Origin of the sequence: Streptomyces phaeolivaceus (assembly GCF_009184865.1) — a bacterium.
GTDB classification, from domain to species: domain Bacteria; phylum Actinomycetota; class Actinomycetes; order Streptomycetales; family Streptomycetaceae; genus Streptomyces; species Streptomyces phaeolivaceus.
In genome coordinates, this window is sequence record NZ_CP045096.1 from 7,326,094 (window position 1) to 7,343,972 (window position 17,879).

General features: G+C 71.4%; 14 protein-coding genes and 1 pseudogene. 6 read left to right on the plus strand and 9 right to left on the minus strand.

Annotated features, from left to right (window positions below; all coding sequences use genetic code 11):
• The first annotated feature begins 122 nt into the window (after positions 1–122).
• Positions 123–464 carry an ATP/GTP-binding protein gene (locus F9278_RS33950; RefSeq protein ID WP_152171708.1) on the plus strand — a complete coding sequence of 114 codons (342 nt, stop codon included), beginning with the start codon at positions 123–125 and terminating at the stop codon, positions 462–464.
• Positions 465–499: 35 nt separating this feature from the next.
• Here F9278_RS33950 and F9278_RS33955 read toward each other — a convergent pair whose 3' ends face one another.
• From F9278_RS33955 to mce, 7 genes and pseudogenes are all read right to left on the minus strand, one after another.
• Positions 500–1,366 carry an ABC transporter permease subunit gene (locus F9278_RS33955; RefSeq protein ID WP_152171709.1) on the minus strand — a complete coding sequence of 289 codons (867 nt, stop codon included), beginning with the start codon at positions 1,364–1,366 and terminating at the stop codon, positions 500–502.
• A complete protein-coding gene (locus tag F9278_RS33960) occupies positions 1,363–2,535 on the minus strand; it encodes an ABC transporter ATP-binding protein (protein WP_152171710.1) in 1,173 nt (390 codons plus the stop codon). Before F9278_RS33960 ends, F9278_RS33955 begins: the two co-directional genes overlap by 4 nt.
• Positions 2,536–2,690: 155 nt before the next feature.
• Positions 2,691–2,996 (minus strand): annotated as a pseudogene (locus tag F9278_RS33965) (ABC transporter permease); the annotation flags it as partial.
• 37 nt (positions 2,997–3,033) lie between these two features.
• Positions 3,034–4,314, minus strand: coding sequence for an RNA-guided endonuclease InsQ/TnpB family protein (locus F9278_RS33970; protein ID WP_152171711.1), 1,281 nt, complete (start codon positions 4,312–4,314; stop codon positions 3,034–3,036).
• A gap of 262 nt (positions 4,315–4,576) precedes the next feature.
• Entirely contained in the window at positions 4,577–5,515 is a 939-nt protein-coding gene (locus F9278_RS33975; protein WP_152171712.1) for a coiled-coil domain-containing protein, read from the minus strand.
• 256 nt (positions 5,516–5,771) lie between these two features.
• A complete protein-coding gene (gene scy, locus F9278_RS33980; protein WP_152171713.1) occupies positions 5,772–9,623 on the minus strand; it encodes a polarized growth protein Scy in 3,852 nt (1,283 codons plus the stop codon).
• Positions 9,624–9,899: 276 nt separating this feature from the next.
• Positions 9,900–10,340 carry a methylmalonyl-CoA epimerase gene (gene mce / locus F9278_RS33985; RefSeq protein ID WP_086760586.1) on the minus strand — a complete coding sequence of 147 codons (441 nt, stop codon included), beginning with the start codon at positions 10,338–10,340 and terminating at the stop codon, positions 9,900–9,902.
• Positions 10,341–10,492: 152 nt separating this feature from the next.
• On the opposite strand from mce, the gene F9278_RS33990 reads away from it, so the two are divergent.
• The 3 genes from F9278_RS33990 to F9278_RS34000 all read left to right on the plus strand — a co-directional run bounded on the left by F9278_RS33990 (position 10,493) and on the right by F9278_RS34000 (position 14,283).
• Complete coding sequence (locus F9278_RS33990) at positions 10,493–11,695, plus strand: acetyl-CoA C-acetyltransferase (protein ID WP_152171714.1); 1,203 nt, start codon at positions 10,493–10,495, stop codon at positions 11,693–11,695.
• A gap of 46 nt (positions 11,696–11,741) precedes the next feature.
• Positions 11,742–12,698, plus strand: coding sequence for a methylmalonyl Co-A mutase-associated GTPase MeaB (gene meaB, locus F9278_RS33995; protein WP_152171715.1), 957 nt, complete (start codon positions 11,742–11,744; stop codon positions 12,696–12,698).
• 310 nt (positions 12,699–13,008) lie between these two features.
• Positions 13,009–14,283, plus strand: a complete 1,275-nt coding sequence (locus tag F9278_RS34000; protein WP_152171716.1) for an MFS transporter — start codon at positions 13,009–13,011, stop codon at positions 14,281–14,283.
• 63 nt (positions 14,284–14,346) lie between these two features.
• On the opposite strand, the gene F9278_RS34005 is transcribed toward F9278_RS34000, so the two are convergent.
• Positions 14,347–15,063 carry a PepSY domain-containing protein gene (locus F9278_RS34005; protein ID WP_152171717.1) on the minus strand — a complete coding sequence of 239 codons (717 nt, stop codon included), beginning with the start codon at positions 15,061–15,063 and terminating at the stop codon, positions 14,347–14,349.
• A 142-nt stretch (positions 15,064–15,205) separates the two neighbouring features.
• On the opposite strand from F9278_RS34005, the gene F9278_RS34010 reads away from it, so the two are divergent.
• Together F9278_RS34010 and F9278_RS34015 are read left to right on the plus strand one after the other, a co-directional pair.
• Positions 15,206–15,874, plus strand: a complete 669-nt coding sequence (locus F9278_RS34010; RefSeq protein ID WP_152171718.1) for a response regulator transcription factor — start codon at positions 15,206–15,208, stop codon at positions 15,872–15,874.
• Complete coding sequence (locus tag F9278_RS34015) at positions 15,871–17,292, plus strand: sensor histidine kinase (protein WP_152171719.1); 1,422 nt, start codon at positions 15,871–15,873, stop codon at positions 17,290–17,292. The genes F9278_RS34010 and F9278_RS34015 overlap by 4 nt, the downstream gene beginning before the upstream one ends.
• Before the next feature lie 100 nt (positions 17,293–17,392).
• On the opposite strand, the gene F9278_RS34020 is transcribed toward F9278_RS34015, so the two are convergent.
• On the minus strand, positions 17,393–17,869 hold the full coding sequence (locus F9278_RS34020; RefSeq protein WP_152171720.1) for a MarR family winged helix-turn-helix transcriptional regulator: 477 nt from the start codon (positions 17,867–17,869) through the stop codon (positions 17,393–17,395).
• Positions 17,870–17,879 lie beyond the last annotated feature (10 nt).

Genomic DNA, 17,879 nt, shown 5'->3' on the forward strand with positions numbered 1-17,879 from the left:
TGTCTGCAGAATGCGCCGAGCGGTGGGCGATCTGAGCCGATTGATGACGTACGCGTACCCCCGCCGGGCCCGCGTAGGCTGGACGCGAACCCTGCTCCCTGTATAGCCCCGTGAGGTGTCCCGTGTCCCCGCGTCGCAACCGCCCCAAGGGTGATGGTTCGTCGGGTCCGTCAGGCCGCAGTGCGGAGGAGGACCGGTCGGACCGGTACGGCGGCTGGCAGACCAGCGAGCCCTGGCAGGGCGAGGAGTGGAGTGTGCGGCATGTGGCGGGCGCGAGCGCGGCGGGCAAGACCTATCGCTGCCCCGGCTGCGACCAGATGATCGCCTCCGGGGTGCCGCATGTCGTCGCCTGGCCCGAGCACTCGGGCGTCGACGAGCGCCGGCACTGGCACAAGGCCTGCTGGAACGCGAAGGACCGCCGCACCTCGCGGGTGCAGCGGTCCCGTAACGCGCCGAGGTTCTGAACCCCGAGGCTCGCGCCCTCATACGGTCCTCGCGCTCACACGTCCCGCTGCTCCAGCAGCGCGTACGCGCCGACGAACGCCGCCGCCACCAGTCCGAGCATGATCCACAGCGGGTCCCAGCCGGACGGGCCGGACTGGCTGATCTCCGCGCCGTAGAAGACGCTGAGCTGGCTCGGGATCGAGTACTCCAGCAGGAACTCCTGCACGTCCTTCAGCGACTCCGAGAACATGAAGATCGCCATGACCAGCGGGGCGAGGAAGACGCCGAGCATGATGGTGATCGCGCCCGCCGAGTGCCGGATCAGCGAGCCCATCAACAGCGACAGCAGCCCGAACAGCGCGAGGAACAGGCTCACGCCCACCGTGGCCTTGAACCACTCCTCGCCGTCGGGGCTCGCGGCGCCGTTGCCCTCCAGGATCGCCACCTGGGCGAAGCCGACGAACGCGGTGGTGACCAGGGTGACCGTGAAGGTGAGCGCGAAGAACACGATCGCCTTCGCGAGCAGCACCCGGCCACGGCTCGGGCACGCGGTCATCGTGGTCCGGATCATGCCGGTGCCGTACTCGGACGCGGTGGTCAGCACGCCGAGCGTGATGACGCAGACGCTGCCGATCATCAGCCCGAACAGACCGAGGCCCAGCGGGGACTCGCCCTCCAGGTTCATGTCGGTCGAGGAGGCGATCAGGGCGAAGAGCAGACCGAGGCCGATCACCAGGACGACGAAGACACCCAGCGTCCACACCGTCGAGCGCACCGACTTGATCTTCGTCCACTCGGAACTGATCGCGTTCCCCAGATGCGTGCGCACCACCGGGATCGGCGAGGTGTACGAAGTGCCCGGCGCGCCCTGCCAGTCGGGGGCGGGCGGCTGCTGGGTGAGGGGCGGCTGGGGCGTGCTCATCGGGCGTCCTCGGACTTCGTCAGGTCGGCGGCGGGCGCGGCGGCCGGTGCCGGGGCAGGCGCGGCGGGAGGCTGCGCGGGGGCCCCGGGCGCGGCCTGGGCGTACGGGTTCGGCTGGCCCTGCGGCGCGTACGGCGGGCCGCCGTGCTGCGGGGCGGGCGGGGCGTACCAGCCCGGCTGGCCCTGTCCGGGCACCGGCATGGGCGGCTGCGCGCCGGGCGGCAGGGGCGGCTGGAGACCGGCCTTCTGGTCGGCCGTGGAGCGGTAGTCGACGGCGTTCTGCGTCATCCGCATGTACGCCTCCTCCAGCGAGGCCTGGTGCGGCGACAGCTCCCACAGCCGTACGTCGGCGCCGTGCGCGAGATCGCTGATCCGGGGGAGCGGCAGGCCCATGACACGCAGCGCCCCGTCCTGCTCGGGCAGCACCTGGCCGCCCGCCTCGGTCAGCGCGGCCGTCAGCTTCTCGCGCTGCTGCGGCTCGGTGTCCGGGGTCCGTACGCGCGCGAAGTCGGCCGAGTTCGCCGAGATGAAGTCCTTGATGCTCATGTCGGAGAGCAGCTGCCCGCGCCCGATCACGATGAGATGGTCGGCGGTCAGCGCCATCTCGCTCATCAGGTGCGAGGAGACGAAGACCGTACGGCCCTCGGCGGCCAGCGCCTTCATCAGATTGCGGACCCAGAGGATGCCCTCGGGGTCGAGACCGTTGACCGGCTCGTCGAAGAGCAGCACCTGCGGGTCGCCGAGCAGGGCGGCGGCGATGCCGAGCCGCTGGCCCATGCCGAGCGAGAAGCCCTTGGAGCGCTTCCTCGCCACGTCCTGGAGCCCGACGACACCGAGCACCTCGTCCACCCGGCGGGCCGGGATGCCCGACAGCTGGGCCAGGGAGAGCAGATGGTTGCGGGCGTGCCGGCCGCCGTGCACCGCCTTGGCGTCGAGCAGCGCACCCACCTGGCGCGCGGCGTTCGGCAGCTTGCGGTACGGATAGCCGCCGATCGTCACCTGCCCGGAGGTCGGGTTGTCCAGGCCGAGGATCATGCGCATCGTCGTCGACTTGCCCGAGCCGTTGGGCCCGAGGAAGCCGGTGACGGCCCCCGGCCGCACCTGGAAGGAAAGGTTGTACACGGCCGTCTTGGCGCCGTAGCGCTTCGTCAGGCCGACTGCCTCGATCATGCTCCGCAACCCATCGAACGGTTCGGGACGTCTGAGACGTCCGACGACGTCGGGGCGCACGCCCCCGTAAGGATTAGGAGCTTAGTCGGGCGTTGACGGTTCCGGCCAAGAGGAAGTAAAACCACGCAGGTCACGGCGAGGTCGGCTTGGCATGCTCACGCGTCCCGTCTTTTCAGCATCAGATAGCCGCCGAGCAGGGCCGCCGCCACCCACAGCGCCATGACGGCGAGGCCGCCCCAGGGCCCGTACGGGGTGTCGTCGTCCACCGGGGTGACCACCTGCATGATCCTGCTGCCCGCCTGGTCGGGCAGATAGCGGCCGACCTTCTCGGTGGCGCCGACATTGCCCAGGATGTTGGAGATCAGGAAGAAGAACGGCATCAGGATGCCGAGCGACAGCATCGGGCTGCGCAGCATCGCCGCGACGCCCATCGAGAACATCGCGATGAGGGTCATTTGAAGTTCTCTCACGGCTGTACTGCAGCCGGGAGATTCCTGCTTACCTCGCGGTAGCGGGCTTGACGCGCTTGGCGCGCCTGACGACTGCCCTCCCGGCAGCCGGGACGAGCGCGAGGCCCGTCCGGTACAGGTGCAGGATGTTCCGGGCCGCGTTGTGGTCGGCGTTGCCCGACCAGCCGCAGTCCGGGTTCTTGCACACGAAAACGGCCTGGGACTCCCGGTTTCCGGGCGTGGTGAAGCCGCATGCCGAGCAGCGCCGGGAGGTGTTGGGGGCGGGGACCTTGACCAGGGTGCCGCCGAGTCGGGCGGTCTTGTAGGCCAGCATGGTGACGGTGCGGCCCCATGCCTCCTGGCTGATGGAGCGGTTCAGCCCGGACTTCTGGGCGACGTTCTTCCCTGGCGCTTCAACCGTTCCCTTGGCGGACTTGACCATGTTCGTGATGGTGAGCGCTTCGACGACGACGGTGCCGTACGTGCGAGCGACAGCGGTGGTCGTCTTGTGCTGCCAGTCCAGGGCCCGACGCTTGGCTTTCGCGCGCAGTCCCGCGATCTGGTCGTAGGTGTGGTGCAGTCGGCGGCTGGTGCGCTCGCCGGGCCTGCGTTGCTGATTACGCTGCGCGGCGCGCCGCTCCAGGTGTAGAAGCCTGGCCTTCTCCTCGCCGGTCAGCCATTCGCCGTGCTCGAATGTTTTGCCGTCCGAGAGGGCGACGGGCACGGTGACGCCTACGTCGATGCCGACGTCCGGCCCTTGGTGGAGCTTGGGCTTGACCTGAAGGGTCTGGACACGGAAGGCGATGTGCCAGCCGAGCACGTCCTTGATCAGCCGTGCCCCGGTGACCCGGTTCTCCGCGTTGGCGTGCTTGCCCACGGGCAGGTCCTTGGTCCACCGGAACCGGACCCGGCCCACCTTGGGAATGTTGACCATGCCCCAGCGGCGGTGCACGCGGGTCATGTTCAGGTCTCTGCCCTGCGGGATGTCCACGGACATCACCGTGCGGAGGCGGCCCTTGAAGTTCGGGGCGTCGGCGCGGCCTTCCCAGCAGTTCTTCCACGCCTGGACGTACGTTTTGAGTACCGCTTGCGCGGCCTGGGCGGGCAGGGCGGCCAGGAAGTCGATGTCCTGGCGGGCTTGCCGGATCGCGGCGTCCGCGTTCGCGAGTGTCCGCTTCTCCTTCGGCATCATCTGCCACCACGCGTGCAGCAGGTTCCACATCGTGCGGGCCGAGTGGGCCTGGTCATCTGCTGCGCGAACTCCGGCAGGAGACAGCGCAAGCCGGGCGCGGTGCCCGAACTGTCGCTTGACCAGGGTGCCTTGAGTCACAACTCGGAACCTAGCAGTGGTTCACATCACCACACTGAAACCCACAGTCGAATGTCGAAACATGACACCATGTTGTCCGCAAAGTGCGTGTTTGCTCTCTTTCTTGCCGGTTTTATGTCTCAAGGTAGGAGCGGGCCCGAAGCTGCGCGCCGAGCCGAGGACGGCGAAGGTGCCTGCCCCCGGCAGACCGAAGGCCCGCGCCTCCGAAGGGAAGACGCGGGCCCAGGTTGGCCATTTCGGCCGGTGCCGTCAGACGACCGTGTTACCGGGACTGCTGGGCCGGGACGCCGCGGGAGATGGGCTCGTCGTCGGTGACGGGCGTGCCCGCCGCGGCGACGGCCGCACCCGTGAGGGTCGCCAGCATCTCGCGCACGTTGGTGAGCTGCGCGTTGATCGAGTCGCGGCGGTTGGTGAGCGCCGCCAGCTCGCGCTCGGATTCCGAACGGATCCGGTCCGCCTTGGCGTTCGCGTCCGCGACGATGTCCTCGGCCTGCCGCTGCGCGGTCTCCACCGTCTGGCGGGCGCGGCGCTCGGCGTCGGTGCGCAGCTTCTCGGCCTCCAGCCGGAGCTGCTCCGCGCGGTGCTCGATCTCCGCGAGACGCTTCTCGGCCTTCTGCTGACGCGACGCCAGGTCGCGCTCGGACTGCTCGCGGCGCTTGGCGAGGTTCGTCTCGAAGTCGGCGGCGGCCTGCGCGGCCTTCGCACGGGTCTCCTCGAAGAGGGCGTCCGCCTCCTCGCGCTTGGACTGCGCGTCCTTCTGCGCCTCGGCACGCAGCTGGGACGCGTCGCTCTTGGCCTTCTCGACGATCCGGACGCCCTCGTCCTCGGCCTTGGCCTTGCGCTCCGCGGCGAAGGACTCGGCGTCGTTGCGCACCTGCTGGGCCGCCGACTCGGCGAGGTCGCGGTGCTGCTCGGCGGCGCGCCGGGCCTCCTCGCGCAGGTCCTTCGCCTCCTCCTCGGCGAGGCGGAGGATCTTCTCGACGCGCGCGCCGAGACCCGCGTACGACGGCTCGGCGTCGGTCACGGCGGCCTGGGCGTTCTGCGTTTCGAGGTGGAGCTCCTCGATGCGCTTTTCCAGAGCGGTGATGCGGGCGAGAGCGGAGTCACGGTCGGAGACGAGCTTGGAGATACGTTCGTCCACCTGAGCGCGGTCGTATCCACGCCGCACAAGCTCGAAGCCGTAGGGGGAAGTGTCGCTCATGGGGTTCCTGTCGAATGAGACCGGTGAGGTGATAGGTGGAATCCTAGGGGGCGAAGCGGCGTGTCATCGAGCAGATGCACGTTTGATCTGGAGAATGACACCCCTTTTGAGTGGCCGACCATCGGAATACTTGCCAGAAACTTTGCGTAAAGGCCCTGAAAGCACAGACGGCACAGATGACAAGCACAGAACGAGCACAAAATGGTGTCCGTAGTGCCAGGGGCCGCAGGAAGATACCCGCAACACCCCGGCACCGCTAGCCGTCTGACGACTTGCCACCCGAACGGGTCGCACCCGCCGCGGCACCCGTCTTGACTCCACCGTCCTTGCCGCTCGACGGGGCCTCAAAAGACTCCAACGCCACCAGGACGTCCTGGACACGGGAAATCTCCGCATTGATGTCCTCGCGGCGGCGGACCAGCACCTCCAGCTCGCGCTTGCCCTCCTCGACCGTACGGCGGGCCTCGCGGATCGCCTCGGCCTTCAGCTCCTCGGCCTCACGGACGAGCGTGGACTTCTTCTGCTCGGCCTCCTTCAGGAGACCCTCCGCCTTCTTCACCGCGGCGATACGGACCTTGCCCGCCTCGGAGTTGGCCTCGGAAACGATCTCCTTGGCCTTGCTCGTCGCCTTCTCCAACTGCTCCTCGGCGGCCTTGATGAGCGCGTCACAGCGGTCGCCGGTGGATTTCATCGTCTCGGCGGCCTCACGACGGGCCCGGGTGTGCAGCGCCTCGATCTCCGCGGTGATCCGGTCCCGCAGCTCCTCGGCCCGCTCCCTTATGGCGGTCGCGTCCCGGCGCGCCCCGATCAGCAGCTCGTCGGCGTCCGTACGGGCCCGCTCCACCGTGGAGTTGCCCTCCACCGTCGCCTCGGAGACCAGCCGGTCGGCCTCCTTGCGGGCCGCGCCCACCATGGAGTCGGCCTGTCCCTCGGCGTCCGCGGTGGTCTGCAGGGCCTGCGTCTGCGCCTCGGTGAGCAGCTTGTCGGCCTCGGCCGCCGTCTCCGAGATGAGTTTGTCGACCTGCTCGGCGGCCTCGGAGCGCCGTTTGTTGGCGTCCTTGCGGGCCCCGTCGAGGGTGTTGTCGGCCTCCTCGCGGGCATGCGCCATGAGCCGGTCGGCCTCCGCCTCCGCGGCGGCCCGCGCCCGCTCGGCGTCGGCCCGTACCCGATCGGCGTGCTGCTGCGCCGAGCCCACCGTCTCGGCGGCCTCGGCCCGCAGCCGCTCGGCCTCGCCGGTGGCCTCGCCGACCAGCCGGTCCGCCTTGGCGACGGACTCGGCCCGGACCCGCTCGGCCTCCTCGTTGGTCTCCCGCGTCAGCCGCTCCGCCTCGGCCGTCACCTCGGTGATCAGGATGTCGGCCTGGGTGGCCGCGTCCGAACGGATGCGGTTGGCGTCGTCCCGGGCCTCCGCCCGGGTGCGCGAGGCGTCCTGGTCGGCCCGCGCGACGGTGTCCGAGGCCTCGGTACGGACCCGCTGGGCGTGCTCGGAGGCGTCGCCCCGGATGCGCTCCGCCTCGGCGATGGCCTCCGCGACCGTCCGCTCGGCGAGCGACTTGGCGGCGTCCGTCTCGTCCCGGGCCTCGCGGCGCACCCGGTTGGCGTCCTCGGTGGCCCGCTCCCGCTCCGCGTAGGCGTCGGCGCGGACCCGGTCGGACTCCTCCTCGGCCTCCCGGCGCATCCGGTCCGCCACATGCTCGGCCGTGTTGCGCAGCCCGGAGATCTCCTCCTGGGCCTGCTCGTGCAGCCCGGCGACGGAGTCCCGCACCTGCTGGGCGTGGAGTTCGGCCGCCGACACCATCTCGCCGGCCCGCCGCTCGGCCTCCTCGACCAGCCGTACGGCCTCGGTCTGGGCCTCCTCCACGCGTTTGCGCGCCGAGGCCAGCAGCTCCTCGCTCTGCTCGCGGGCCCGCCGCCGCTCCTGGTCGGCCTCCTGCCGGGCGGAACCGAGAAGCTCCTCGGCCTCGCGGCGGCGCCGGGCGGCCTCCTCCTGCGCGGCGGCCAGCGTCTCCGAGGCCTCCGTGCCGAGCCGCTCGGCCGCGGCCTGCGCCTCCGCCCGTACCCGGTCGGCGGTGTCCTGCGCCTCGGACTTCAGCCGCTCCGCCTCGGCCGCGGCGTCCGACCGCAGCCGTACGGCGATGGCCTCGCCCTCGGCGCGGGACGCGGACGCGTCGGCCGCGGCCTCGTCGCGCAGCCGTTCGATCTCCGCCTCGACCTGCGCCTGGAGTGTACGGATGCGCTCGGCGGTCTCGGAGCGCAGCCGGTCGCTCTCCTCGCCGGCCTCGCGGCGGATCCGCTCGGCCTCGGCGCGGGCGTCGGTGAGCGCCTCCTCGGCGGAGGACAGCCGGGACTCGGCCTCGGTGTGCAGCCGGGTCAGCTCGTCGGCCGCCTCGGCCTTGCGGGCCTCGACCCCGCGCTCGGTCTCCTCGCGCAGCTCCTGGGCGGCGCGCTCGGCCTCGGCCTTCAGCTCCTCGGTCTGCTCGGCGGCCTCGGCGCGATACCGCTCGGCCTCCTTGCGGGTGCGCTCCAGCGTCTCCTCGGCCTGGCGGCGCAGCGTGGACGCGCGTTCGATGGCCTCGGTGCGGACCTTCTCGCTGTCCGCGGTGGCCGTCTGCCGCAGCTCGTCGGCGTCCGTGCGGGCCTTGGCGAGCAGCTCCTCGGCGGTCTTGGCCGCCTCCTCGATCTGTTGGACGGCCTCGCGCCGGGCCTCGGAACGGATCCGCTCGCCCTCGGCGACCGCGTCGGAACGCAGCTGCTCGGCCTCGCCGCGCAGCCGGCGCGCCTCCTCCTGCAGCTCGACCGTCTTGGCGCGGTACTCCTCGGTGTCGTCCTTCGCCGTGCCCTTGAGCTGCTCGGCGAGGTCGTGCGCCTCGGCGCGCAGCCGGTCGGACTCCGCCTCGGCCTCCGCGCGGATGCGCTCGGCCTCCTCTACGGCGGCCTTGGTGGTGTTCCGGGCCTCCTCGGACGCCTTGTTCAGCACGTCCTCGGCGGTCTTGGCGGTCTTCGCGAGCTGGGAGGCGGACTCCTCCGCGGTGATCGAGCGGGCCTTCTCGGAGGCCTCGGCGACGATCTTCTCGGCCTCGGCGCGCGCGTCCGCGACGACTTCCTCGGCGGACGCCTTGGTGGCCTCGGCCTCCTTCGTGGCCTCCTCGACCAGCCGGGCGACCTGCTCCTTCGCCGTACGGGTGCGCTGCTCGTTGGTCGACTCGGCGCCGGCCACGGACTTGGCCGCGTTCTCCTTCGCCTCCGTGACCAGCTTCTCGGCCTCGGCGCGCGCCTCGCGCAGGGCCGCCTCGGCCTCCGCGTTGCGCTGCTCGGCGGCCCGGCTCAGCTCGGAGGCCTGACGGCGGGCGGAGTCCGACTCGGTGGCGGTGGAGGAGCGCAGCTGCTCGGCGTGGTCGGTGGCCTCCTGGGCCTGCGAGGACGCCGCGTTCAGCAGCCGCTCGGCCTCGGCGCGGGCCCGGCGCATGATCTGCTCGGCCTCGCCGCGGGCGGCCTCCGAGTCGCTCTGGAGCCGCTGGCGGGCCTCCGTGGCGAGCCGCTCGGCCTCGGCGCGGGCGGCGGCGAGCGCCTGCTCGGCCTCCGCGCGCGACTCGTCGACGAGCCGGCGGGCCTGGGACTCGCTGCGGGCGCGGAGCTGCTCGGCCCACGCCACGTTCTCGTTGACGTGCGACTCGACCGTCTGCCGGCGCTCCGACAGCTCCTGGTCGAGCTGCTGGCGGCGGGTGACCGCCTCCTGGTGCAGCTCCGCCTGGAGCCGTGCCGCCTGTTCGGCGTGCTCCTGGAGGATCCGCTGGGTCTGCGCCCGTGCCTGGCTCAGCTCACGCTCGGCGTCCGTGCGCAGCTGATCGGCCTGCATCTGTGCCTGGCGGAGCATCTGCTCGGCCTGATAGCCGAGGTCGCCCCCGCTGTCGTAGGCGGGCCGGGACATGAGGGTGCGGCGCGCCTCGTGAAGCTTGGCGCGCAGCACCTCGACCTGGTAGCCGAGGTCCTCGGCGTGCTGAATCGCCTTTTCCCGCTCGGTCTTCAGCCGCTCCATCTCGGCCTCGAACCGAGAGAGGTGGTCGACGTCAGCCGCCGGCTCTCGCTCCTGGCGTTCGTAGCCCCGCACTGCGCGGTCCCATCCGTCCCCTGGTCGCAACCTCTGGCAAACGAGCTCCGTCCAACCGCCGAACGGTGCCCCCGGGGAATGGTGTCAGATCAACGGCGGAGCACGGGCTGCCGCCCTCACCCTCGTCCCCCGAAACCTGGACCCCGGCCCTGGGACAGCCGCTGATGGAACGCCGCGGTGCCCCTGGATCCCACTCGTCGGAAGGCGGCAGGACCCGGGCCGTCACCTTGAAAGGGGACGGCCGACCCCAACCCTACCGGCCCATATGTACGGGGGTCAGTGCTCAGGTGACTCAACTGGCGCCGAAGTGACCAGTTCTGTCAGTACGCCATGACAATCCTTGGGGTGCAGGAACGTGATCCGTGACCCCATGGAACCGACTCGCGGCTCCTCGTACAGGACGCGTACGCCCTTGTCCTTGATCGCGGCTGCCTCACCGTCGACATCCGCCGTACCGAAGGCGATGTGGTGGACCCCCTCACCGTTCTTGGCCAGCCACTTCGCGACCGTGGAGTCCTCGCGGGTAGGCTCCAGAAGCTGCAGGTAGGAGGCGCCGCCGTCGTCCGTGGCGTTGATCCTGAGCATGGCCTCGCGCACGCCCTGCTCCTCGTTGACCTCGGAGTGGTACACCTCGAAGCCGTAGGTGGCCCGGTAGAACTCGACGGTGGCGTCGAGGTCGAAACAGGCGATCCCGATGTGGTCGATTCGCGTCAGCATGGAGTCAGTGCAGCGCGCCCACGACGGTTACGCAACGTGCGCGCGATCACACCGACGGCCCGGTGACGGCACGGAGTGCCACTCAGTACATTCGAAGTAAACCCTCGTTCACTCACTCCTCGGCTGTGCAAGCTGGAAGGGGATCGCACCTCATGACTGGAACGAACGGCACGACCTCGGTGATCGTCGCGGGCGCCCGGACGCCCATGGGACGGTTGCTCGGTTCGCTGAAGTCCTTCTCCGGAGCCGACCTCGGCGGCTTCGCGATCAAGGCCGCCCTGGACCGTGCGGGGATCGGCGGCGACCAGGTGCAGTACGTGATCATGGGCCAGGTGCTCCAGGCCGGGGCGGGGCAGATCCCGGCACGCCAGGCCGCGGTCAAGGCGGGCATCCCGATGAACGTGCCCGCGCTCACGATCAACAAGGTCTGTCTCTCGGGCCTCGACGCCATCGCCCTGGCCGACCAGCTGATCCGCGCCGGCGAGTTCGACATCGTGGTGGCCGGCGGCCAGGAGTCCATGACCAACGCCCCGCATCTGCTCCCGAAGTCCCGTGAGGGCTACAAGTACGGGGCGATCCAGATGCTCGACGCGATGGCGTACGACGGGCTCACGGACGCGTTCGAGAACATCGCCATGGGCGAGTCGACGGAGAAGCACAACACCCGGCTCGGCATCGGCCGCGAGGTGCAGGACTCGGTGGCCGCGCAGTCCCACCAGCGGGCCGCCGCCGCGCAGAAGAACGGCCTCTTCGACGCCGAGATCACCCCGGTGGAGATCCCGCAGCGCAAGGGCGAGCCGGTCGTCTTCAGCCAGGACGAGGGCATCCGGGGCGAGACGACCGCCGAGTCGCTGGGCAAGCTGCGTCCGGCCTTCGCCAAGGACGGCACGATCACGGCCGGTTCCGCCTCGCAGATCTCCGACGGCGCCGCCGCCGTGGTCGTCATGAGCAAGGCCAAGGCGGAGGAACTGGGCCTCACCTGGCTCGCCGAGATCGGCGCCCACGGGAACGTGGCCGGGCCGGACAACTCGCTCCAGTCCCAGCCGTCGAACGCGATCCAGCACGCCCTGCGGAAGGACGGGCTGGAGGTGGCGGACCTGGACCTCATCGAGATCAACGAGGCCTTCGCGGCCGTCGCCGTGCAGTCAATGAAGGACCTCGGCGTGTCCCCGGAAAAGGTGAACGCCAACGGTGGTGCGATCGCTCTCGGGCACCCCATCGGCATGTCCGGCGCCCGACTCGTCCTGCACCTCGCCCTGGAGCTGAAGCGGCGCGGCGGCGGGGTCGGCGCGGCGGCGCTGTGCGGTGGCGGCGGGCAGGGTGACGCGCTGATCGTGCGGGTACCCAAGGCCTGAAGCCTTCGGTTCTCGGGTTCGGGTGGCTAGTCGGAGCGGAGCTGTGATGCAGGACGTCCCCACGCTGGTGGCACAGGCCAGGGAAGGGCGGCCCCGGGCCGTCGCCCGGCTGATCTCCCTGGTGGAGGGGGCGTCCCCGCAGCTCCGCGAGGTCATGGCGGCGCTGGCCCCGCTCACGGGCGGGGCGTACGTCGTCGGCCTCACCGGGGCGCCCGGGGTCGGCAAGTCCACGTCCACGTCGGCGCTGGTGACCGCGTACCGGAGGGCCGGGAAGCGGGTCGGGGTACTCGCGGTCGATCCCTCGTCGCCCTTCAGCGGGGGCGCGCTGCTCGGTGACCGGGTTCGGATGTCGGACCATGCCTCCGACTCCGGGGTGTACATCCGTTCGATGGCGACGCGGGGGCATCTGGGGGGTCTGGCGTGGGCCGCCCCGCAGGCCATCCGGGTGCTCGACGCGGCGGGCTGTGACGTGATCCTGGTCGAGACGGTGGGTGTCGGGCAGTCCGAGGTGGAGATCGCCTCCCAGGCGGACACGTCCGTGGTGCTGCTCGCCCCCGGGATGGGGGACGGCATCCAGGCGGCCAAGGCCGGGATCCTGGAGATCGGGGACGTCTACGTCGTCAACAAGGCGGACCGGGACGGGGCCGACGCGACCGCGCGGGAGCTGAACCACATGCTGGGGCTCGGGGAGTCCCGGAAGCCCGGGGACTGGCGACCGCCGATCGTCAAGACGGTGGCGGCGCGGGCCGAGGGGATCGACGAGGTCGTGCAGGCCCTGGAGAAGCACCGGGCGTGGATGGAGGAGCGGGGGGTGCTGGTCGAGCGGCGGCGGGCGCGGGCCTCTCGTGAGGTGGAGGCGATCGCGGTCACGGCGCTGCGGTCGCGGATCGCGGACCTTCATGGTGACCGGCGGCTGTCGTTGCTGGCCGAGCGGATCGTGGCGGGGGAGCTGGATCCGTACCGGGCGGCGGACGAACTGGTGGCGGGGCTGACAGGGGGCTGACGGGGCTGCGTTTTCGGGTGCGGGTCCGGTGGGGCTTCTCGCGCAGTTCCCCGCGCCCCTGAAAAGCAGCGGCTGCGCCGCGTGCTCTTTCAGGGGCGCGGGGCCGTGCTCTTTCAGGCCCGCGGGGCCTGATCTTTTAGGGGCGCGGGGAACTGCGCGAGAAGCCCCCGCCCACCCGCACCCGCCATCGAACCTTCGCCCCCAAGTTCCGTCGCCGGCTGCTAGCTTGGCCGCATGTTCCTTCACTTTGCGTAGAGGCAGGCCCCCACACCGGTGCCCCCTTTCCGCCTCCGAGTGAGGAACTTTCCGCATGTCCGCGACCTCTCCGCGGCCGTCGTACGCCGCGGTGCTCCGCATCCCGTACGCCCGCCGCACCTTCGCCGCCGTACTCGTCGGCCGGCTCTCCTACGGCATGGTGCCGATCGCCGTGCTGCTCGCCGTCAGCCGCGCGACGGGGTCGTACGCCGTCGCCGGGACGGTGATGGCCCTGTTCGGGGCCACCAGTGTGTTCCTGTCGCCCGCTCGGGCGGCTCTCGTCGACCGGTACGGCCCGCGCCGGGCGCTGCTGCCGATGGCCTCGCTGTACGCCGTGCTGCTCGGCGCGCTGGCGGTGGCGAGCTGGCGGCCGGGCGCGTCGGGCCCGGTGCTGGGGGCGGTCGCGGTGGCGGCGGGCGCGTGTACGCCGCCGCTCGGGCCGACGATGCGGACGGTGTGGAGCGAACTCGCCGCCTCGGACGGGGGGTTGCTGCGGCGCGCGTACAGCCTCGACGGCGTCGCGGAGGAACTGCTGTTCGTGTCGGGGCCGTTGGTGGTGGGCGGGGTGGTGCAGTTCGCCGCTCCGGCCGTTGCCGTGGCACTGGGTGCCGTGCTGGTGGTGGCCGGCACCCTCGGGTTCGTGACCTCCCCGGCCGTGGCGCGGATGCCGGGCAGTGGCGCGGTGCCGAAGGATCGCAAGGGGAAGAGGGCGTCGCGCGGGGTGGCCGGGATCGTGGCGCCCGTCGTCGCGGCCGGTGGCGTCGGGCTGGCGCTCGGCGCGCTCGACCTGCTGGTGCTGGCCTTCGCCGAGCAGCGGGGGCACGGGGACGACGTCGTGGCCTGGATCTTCGCCGCGCTGTCCGCCGGGAGCGCGGTGGGCGGCCTGGCCTATGGGGCGGTCGAGTGGCGCTCCGGGGCCCGCGTCCGGCTGGCACTGCTGACGGCGGGCCTGGGCGTCGCCCTCGCCGCTGCCGGGTTCGCCCCGGACCCGGCCGTGCTCACCGGTGCCGTCGTCTGCGCGGGGCTCTTCGTCGCCCCGGCCCTGACCACGGCCTATCTGGTCGCCGACGCCTCCGCCGCGCCCGGCGCCCGCACCCGGTCCGGAGCCTGGGTCAACACGGCCGTCAACGCGGGCATCTCGGCGGGCGCGGCCGGCTCGGGCCTCCTGGTCGCCCACGTCTCCCCGACCCTCGGCTTCACCCTGGCCGGCGGCACGGCCCTGCTCACGGCCATCGCCGTGGGAGCGGCGGGGAGGCGGCGGGCCCGTCCGGCGGGGGCGGGGGAGAGCGGGGTGGAGCGGGTCGGGGAACCGCGGCGGAACGGGCGGTAGGGGCACCCGGTGCCGGGTGCCCCTACCTGTGGGGGGAGGGAGGAGTGGTTTCGGGAGGGTGGGTCAGTCTTCCGAGCGGTCGGCCGTGAGCTTGGCGGAGGTGAGGTCGACCCTCCAGTCGCTGCCGGTGCCGTCGGCGGCGGTGGTGTCGACCTCCCAGGCCTGGTCGCGGCTCTCCTCGTCGAGGTCGACGGAGGTCACCGTGCCCTTGGCGGCGGCGGCCTCCGCGGCCTCCGCGGCGGTCACGGAGCTGCCCTTGAGGGCGGCCCGGATCCGCGCGGTCTCGGCGGCGTCGTCACCGTCGTCGTCCCGGTCGGCGTGCGTGCCGAGGACCTTGCCGGTGGCGGGGTCGACCTGGACACTGAACCACTTGTCGCCGGAGGTCAGGACGTCCACGTCCCACACCAGGTTCGTGCCCTCGTCGTCGAGGTCGGCGGAGACGGCCGTACCGGACTTGGCCTTCAGCGCGGTCGTGATCGCGTCGGCGGCGGTGACCTGGCCGGCCTTCGCCTCGGCGGCGTTCTCGGCCTTGTCCTCGGCGTCCTGGTCCGTGTCACGGGCGGCCCGGTCCTCGGCCTGGTCCTCCGCCTTGTCCTGGGCGGTGTCGTCGGTGTCGTTCACGTCGTTGTCGACGTCGTCGCGGTCGTTGTCGTCGTTCGACACCGACACGGTCTTCTTCGCGGGCGCCTCGTCGTCACCGGAGACCGCGATGGCGGTCGCGGTGCCACCGCCGATCAGGGCGACGGCCGTGATGGTGGCGATGACGATGTTGCGCTTCATGGGGTTCCTCCAGGTTGCGGCCGGTTTGCCGGGCTTGTTCGCCTCGTCTGCTTTCGACGTGGACCAATCTGGCGGAGTGACGCTGAAGCGGACCTGAAGCACCCTGAAGACCGCTTCAGGTTGGGTTTGCCAAGCTGGACGCATGCGCCTGTTGATCGTGGAAGATGAGAAGCGGCTCGCGGTGTCGCTGGCCAAGGGACTGACGGCCGAGGGCTACGCCGTGGACGTCGTCCACGACGGCACCGACGGTCTGCACCGGGCGAGCGAGGGGTCGTACGACCTCGTGATCCTCGACATCATGCTGCCCGGCATGAACGGCTACCGCGTCTGCGCCGCCCTGCGCGCCGCCGGCCACGACGTGCCGATCCTGATGCTGACCGCCAAGGACGGCGAGTACGACGAGGCCGAGGGACTCGACACCGGCGCCGACGACTATCTGACCAAGCCGTTCAGCTATGTCGTCCTCGTCGCCCGGGTGAAGGCGCTGCTGCGGCGGCGCGGCCCGTCGGGCGGCGCCTCGCCCGTCTACGAGGTCGGCGAGCTGAAGGTCGACACCGCGGCCCGGCGGGTGTTCCTCGCCGAGGACGAGATCACCCTCACCACCAAGGAGTTCTCCGTCCTGGAGCAGCTCGCCCTGCGGGCCGGTGAGGTCGTGTCGAAGGCCGACATCCTGGAGCACGTCTGGGACTTCGCGTACGACGGCGACCCGAACATCGTCGAGGTCTACATCAGCACCCTGCGCCGCAAGCTCGGCCCCACGCTCATCAAGACCGTGCGCGGGGCCGGATACCGGCTGGAGGTCCGCCGGTGAAGCGCCTGCTCGGCTCGGTGCGGGCCCGCGCGACCCTCGCCGCGACCGTCGTCGTCGCCGTCGCCCTGGTCGCGGCGGGCGCCGCCGTGCTGTTCTCGCTACGGGTCACCCTCATCGACAAGGCGGACGCGGAGGCCGACTCCGTGGCCCGCAACGCGGCCTCGGCGCTGGCCAACGGGTTCGCCTACGACAAGCTCGTGCTGCCGGACGGCGACGAGAACCCCGTCGAGGTCCTGGACCGGGACGACAAGCCCGTCGCGGTCGGCGAGGACGTCGAGGGCATGGACGTGACCTCCGTCGCCTCGGACCGGCTGAACTCCGAGACCAACGACGACGCCGACGACTCGGCCGAGGGCGACCGGGACGCCGAGGACGAGGGGAAGCTGCGCGCCACCGAGGTCGCCGACGAGACCTGGTACGGCGAGGGCACCGCGACCGTCGAGGGGGAGACCGCGGACTACCGGTTCGCCGGGGTCGACGTGGTCACCCCGGCGGGCGTGCCGCTCACCGTCTACGCGGGCGCCCCGCTGGCCACGGAGGAGGACGCCGTCGGCACCGCGTTGACGACGATGCTCATCGGGCTGCCGCTGCTGCTGCTGACCGTCAGCGGGGTGACGTACGTCGTCACCGGGCGGGCCCTGCGCCCGGTCGAGGGGATCCGTTCCGAGATGGCCGCCATCACCGCCTCCGAGGATCTCTCCCGCCGCGTCCCCGAGCCGGACACCCACGACGAGATCGCCCGGCTGGCGCGGACCACGAACGAGACGCTGGCCGCGCTGGAGACCTCGGTGGAGCGGCAGCGCGCCTTCGTCGCGGACGCCTCGCACGAGCTGCGCAGCCCGATCGCGTCCCTGCGCACCCAGCTCGAAGTGGGCGCCGCGCACCCGGAGTTGCTCGATCTGGAGGGCGCGGTCGAGGACACCGTACGGCTCCAGAGCCTCGCCGCCGACCTGCTGCTGCTCGCCCGTCTGGACGCGGGCGAACGCCCGCCGCCGGACGCGCGCTTCGACCTGGCGAAGGTCGTACGGCAGGAGGTGGCGTCCCGGGCCGGGGTGACACTGGACAGCGTCGAATCCGTCGACCTGCGCGGCTCGCGCAACCAGGTCTGCCGCGTCCTCGGCAATCTGCTGGACAACGCCGCCCGCCACGCCCACGACCGCGTCGAGGTCACCCTGCGCACGATCCCCGACTGGGCCGTCCTCCAGGTGACGGACGACGGCTCCGGCATCCCGCCCGCCGACCGCGACCGTGTCTTCGAACGCTTCGTCCGCCTCGACGACTCCCGGGCGAGGGACGACGGCGGCGCGGGCCTGGGCCTGGCCATCGCGAGAGACATCGCCACCCGCCACGGAGGCACCTTGACGATCGGCGACGCCCCCGGCGGAGGCGCGCTGTTCGAGCTACGGCTACCCCGGTAGAGCCAGGGGCGCGGGGAACTGCGCGACCGGCCACGACGTACCCGCGGCCGAAACCGAACCCGCAGTCCCCCGGCGCTCCCTCGGCCGACCAGGCGGAGCGCTACGGCTTACCGCGGTGGCTGCGGAGGTGATCCGCGATCGGCCCCAACGACTTGTGCAGCTCCTCCAACCCCTCCTCCGGCAGCAGATCGATGAAGTGCCGCCGCACGGAGGCGACATGATGCGGAGCCACCCGCTGCATCGTCTCCAGGCCGTGCTCCGTCAGCACGGCGAACAGCCCGCGCCGGTCGGACTCGCAGTTCTCCCGGCGCACCAGGTCCGCGTTCTCCATCCGGGTGACCTGGTGCGAGAGCCGGCTCTTGGACTGGAGGGTGGCGGCGGCGAGGTCGCTCATCCGCATCCTCCGGCCCTCCGACTCGGAGAGGTTCACCAGGATCTCGTAGTCGTTCATTGTCAGGCCGAACGGCTGCAGGTCCCTTTCGAGCTGGTGAGTCAGCAGCCTGTTGACGTCCAGATGGGTGCGCCAGGCGCACTGCTCCGTATCGGTCAGCCAGCGCGTGGCCGTTTCGGTCTCCATGAATGAAGTC

What these genes read in the sequence shown, in the direction of transcription:
- F9278_RS33960 (WP_152171710.1), bottom strand. Translation starts at nt 2,535, where the DNA reads ATGATCGAGGCAGTCGGCCTGACGAAGCGCTACGGCGCCAAGACGGCC.
- mce (WP_086760586.1), bottom strand. Translation starts at nt 10,340, where the DNA reads ATGCTGACGCGAATCGACCACATCGGGATCGCCTGTTTCGACCTCGAC.
- F9278_RS33990 (WP_152171714.1), top strand. Translation starts at nt 10,493, where the DNA reads ATGACTGGAACGAACGGCACGACCTCGGTGATCGTCGCGGGCGCCCGG.
- F9278_RS33975 (WP_152171712.1), bottom strand. Translation starts at nt 5,515, where the DNA reads ATGAGCGACACTTCCCCCTACGGCTTCGAGCTTGTGCGGCGTGGATAC.
- F9278_RS34010 (WP_152171718.1), top strand. Translation starts at nt 15,206, where the DNA reads ATGCGCCTGTTGATCGTGGAAGATGAGAAGCGGCTCGCGGTGTCGCTG.
- F9278_RS33955 (WP_152171709.1), bottom strand. Translation starts at nt 1,366, where the DNA reads ATGAGCACGCCCCAGCCGCCCCTCACCCAGCAGCCGCCCGCCCCCGAC.
- F9278_RS34020 (WP_152171720.1), bottom strand. Translation starts at nt 17,869, where the DNA reads ATGGAGACCGAAACGGCCACGCGCTGGCTGACCGATACGGAGCAGTGC.
- F9278_RS34000 (WP_152171716.1), top strand. Translation starts at nt 13,009, where the DNA reads ATGTCCGCGACCTCTCCGCGGCCGTCGTACGCCGCGGTGCTCCGCATC.
- meaB (WP_152171715.1), top strand. Translation starts at nt 11,742, where the DNA reads ATGCAGGACGTCCCCACGCTGGTGGCACAGGCCAGGGAAGGGCGGCCC.
- F9278_RS34005 (WP_152171717.1), bottom strand. Translation starts at nt 15,063, where the DNA reads ATGAAGCGCAACATCGTCATCGCCACCATCACGGCCGTCGCCCTGATC.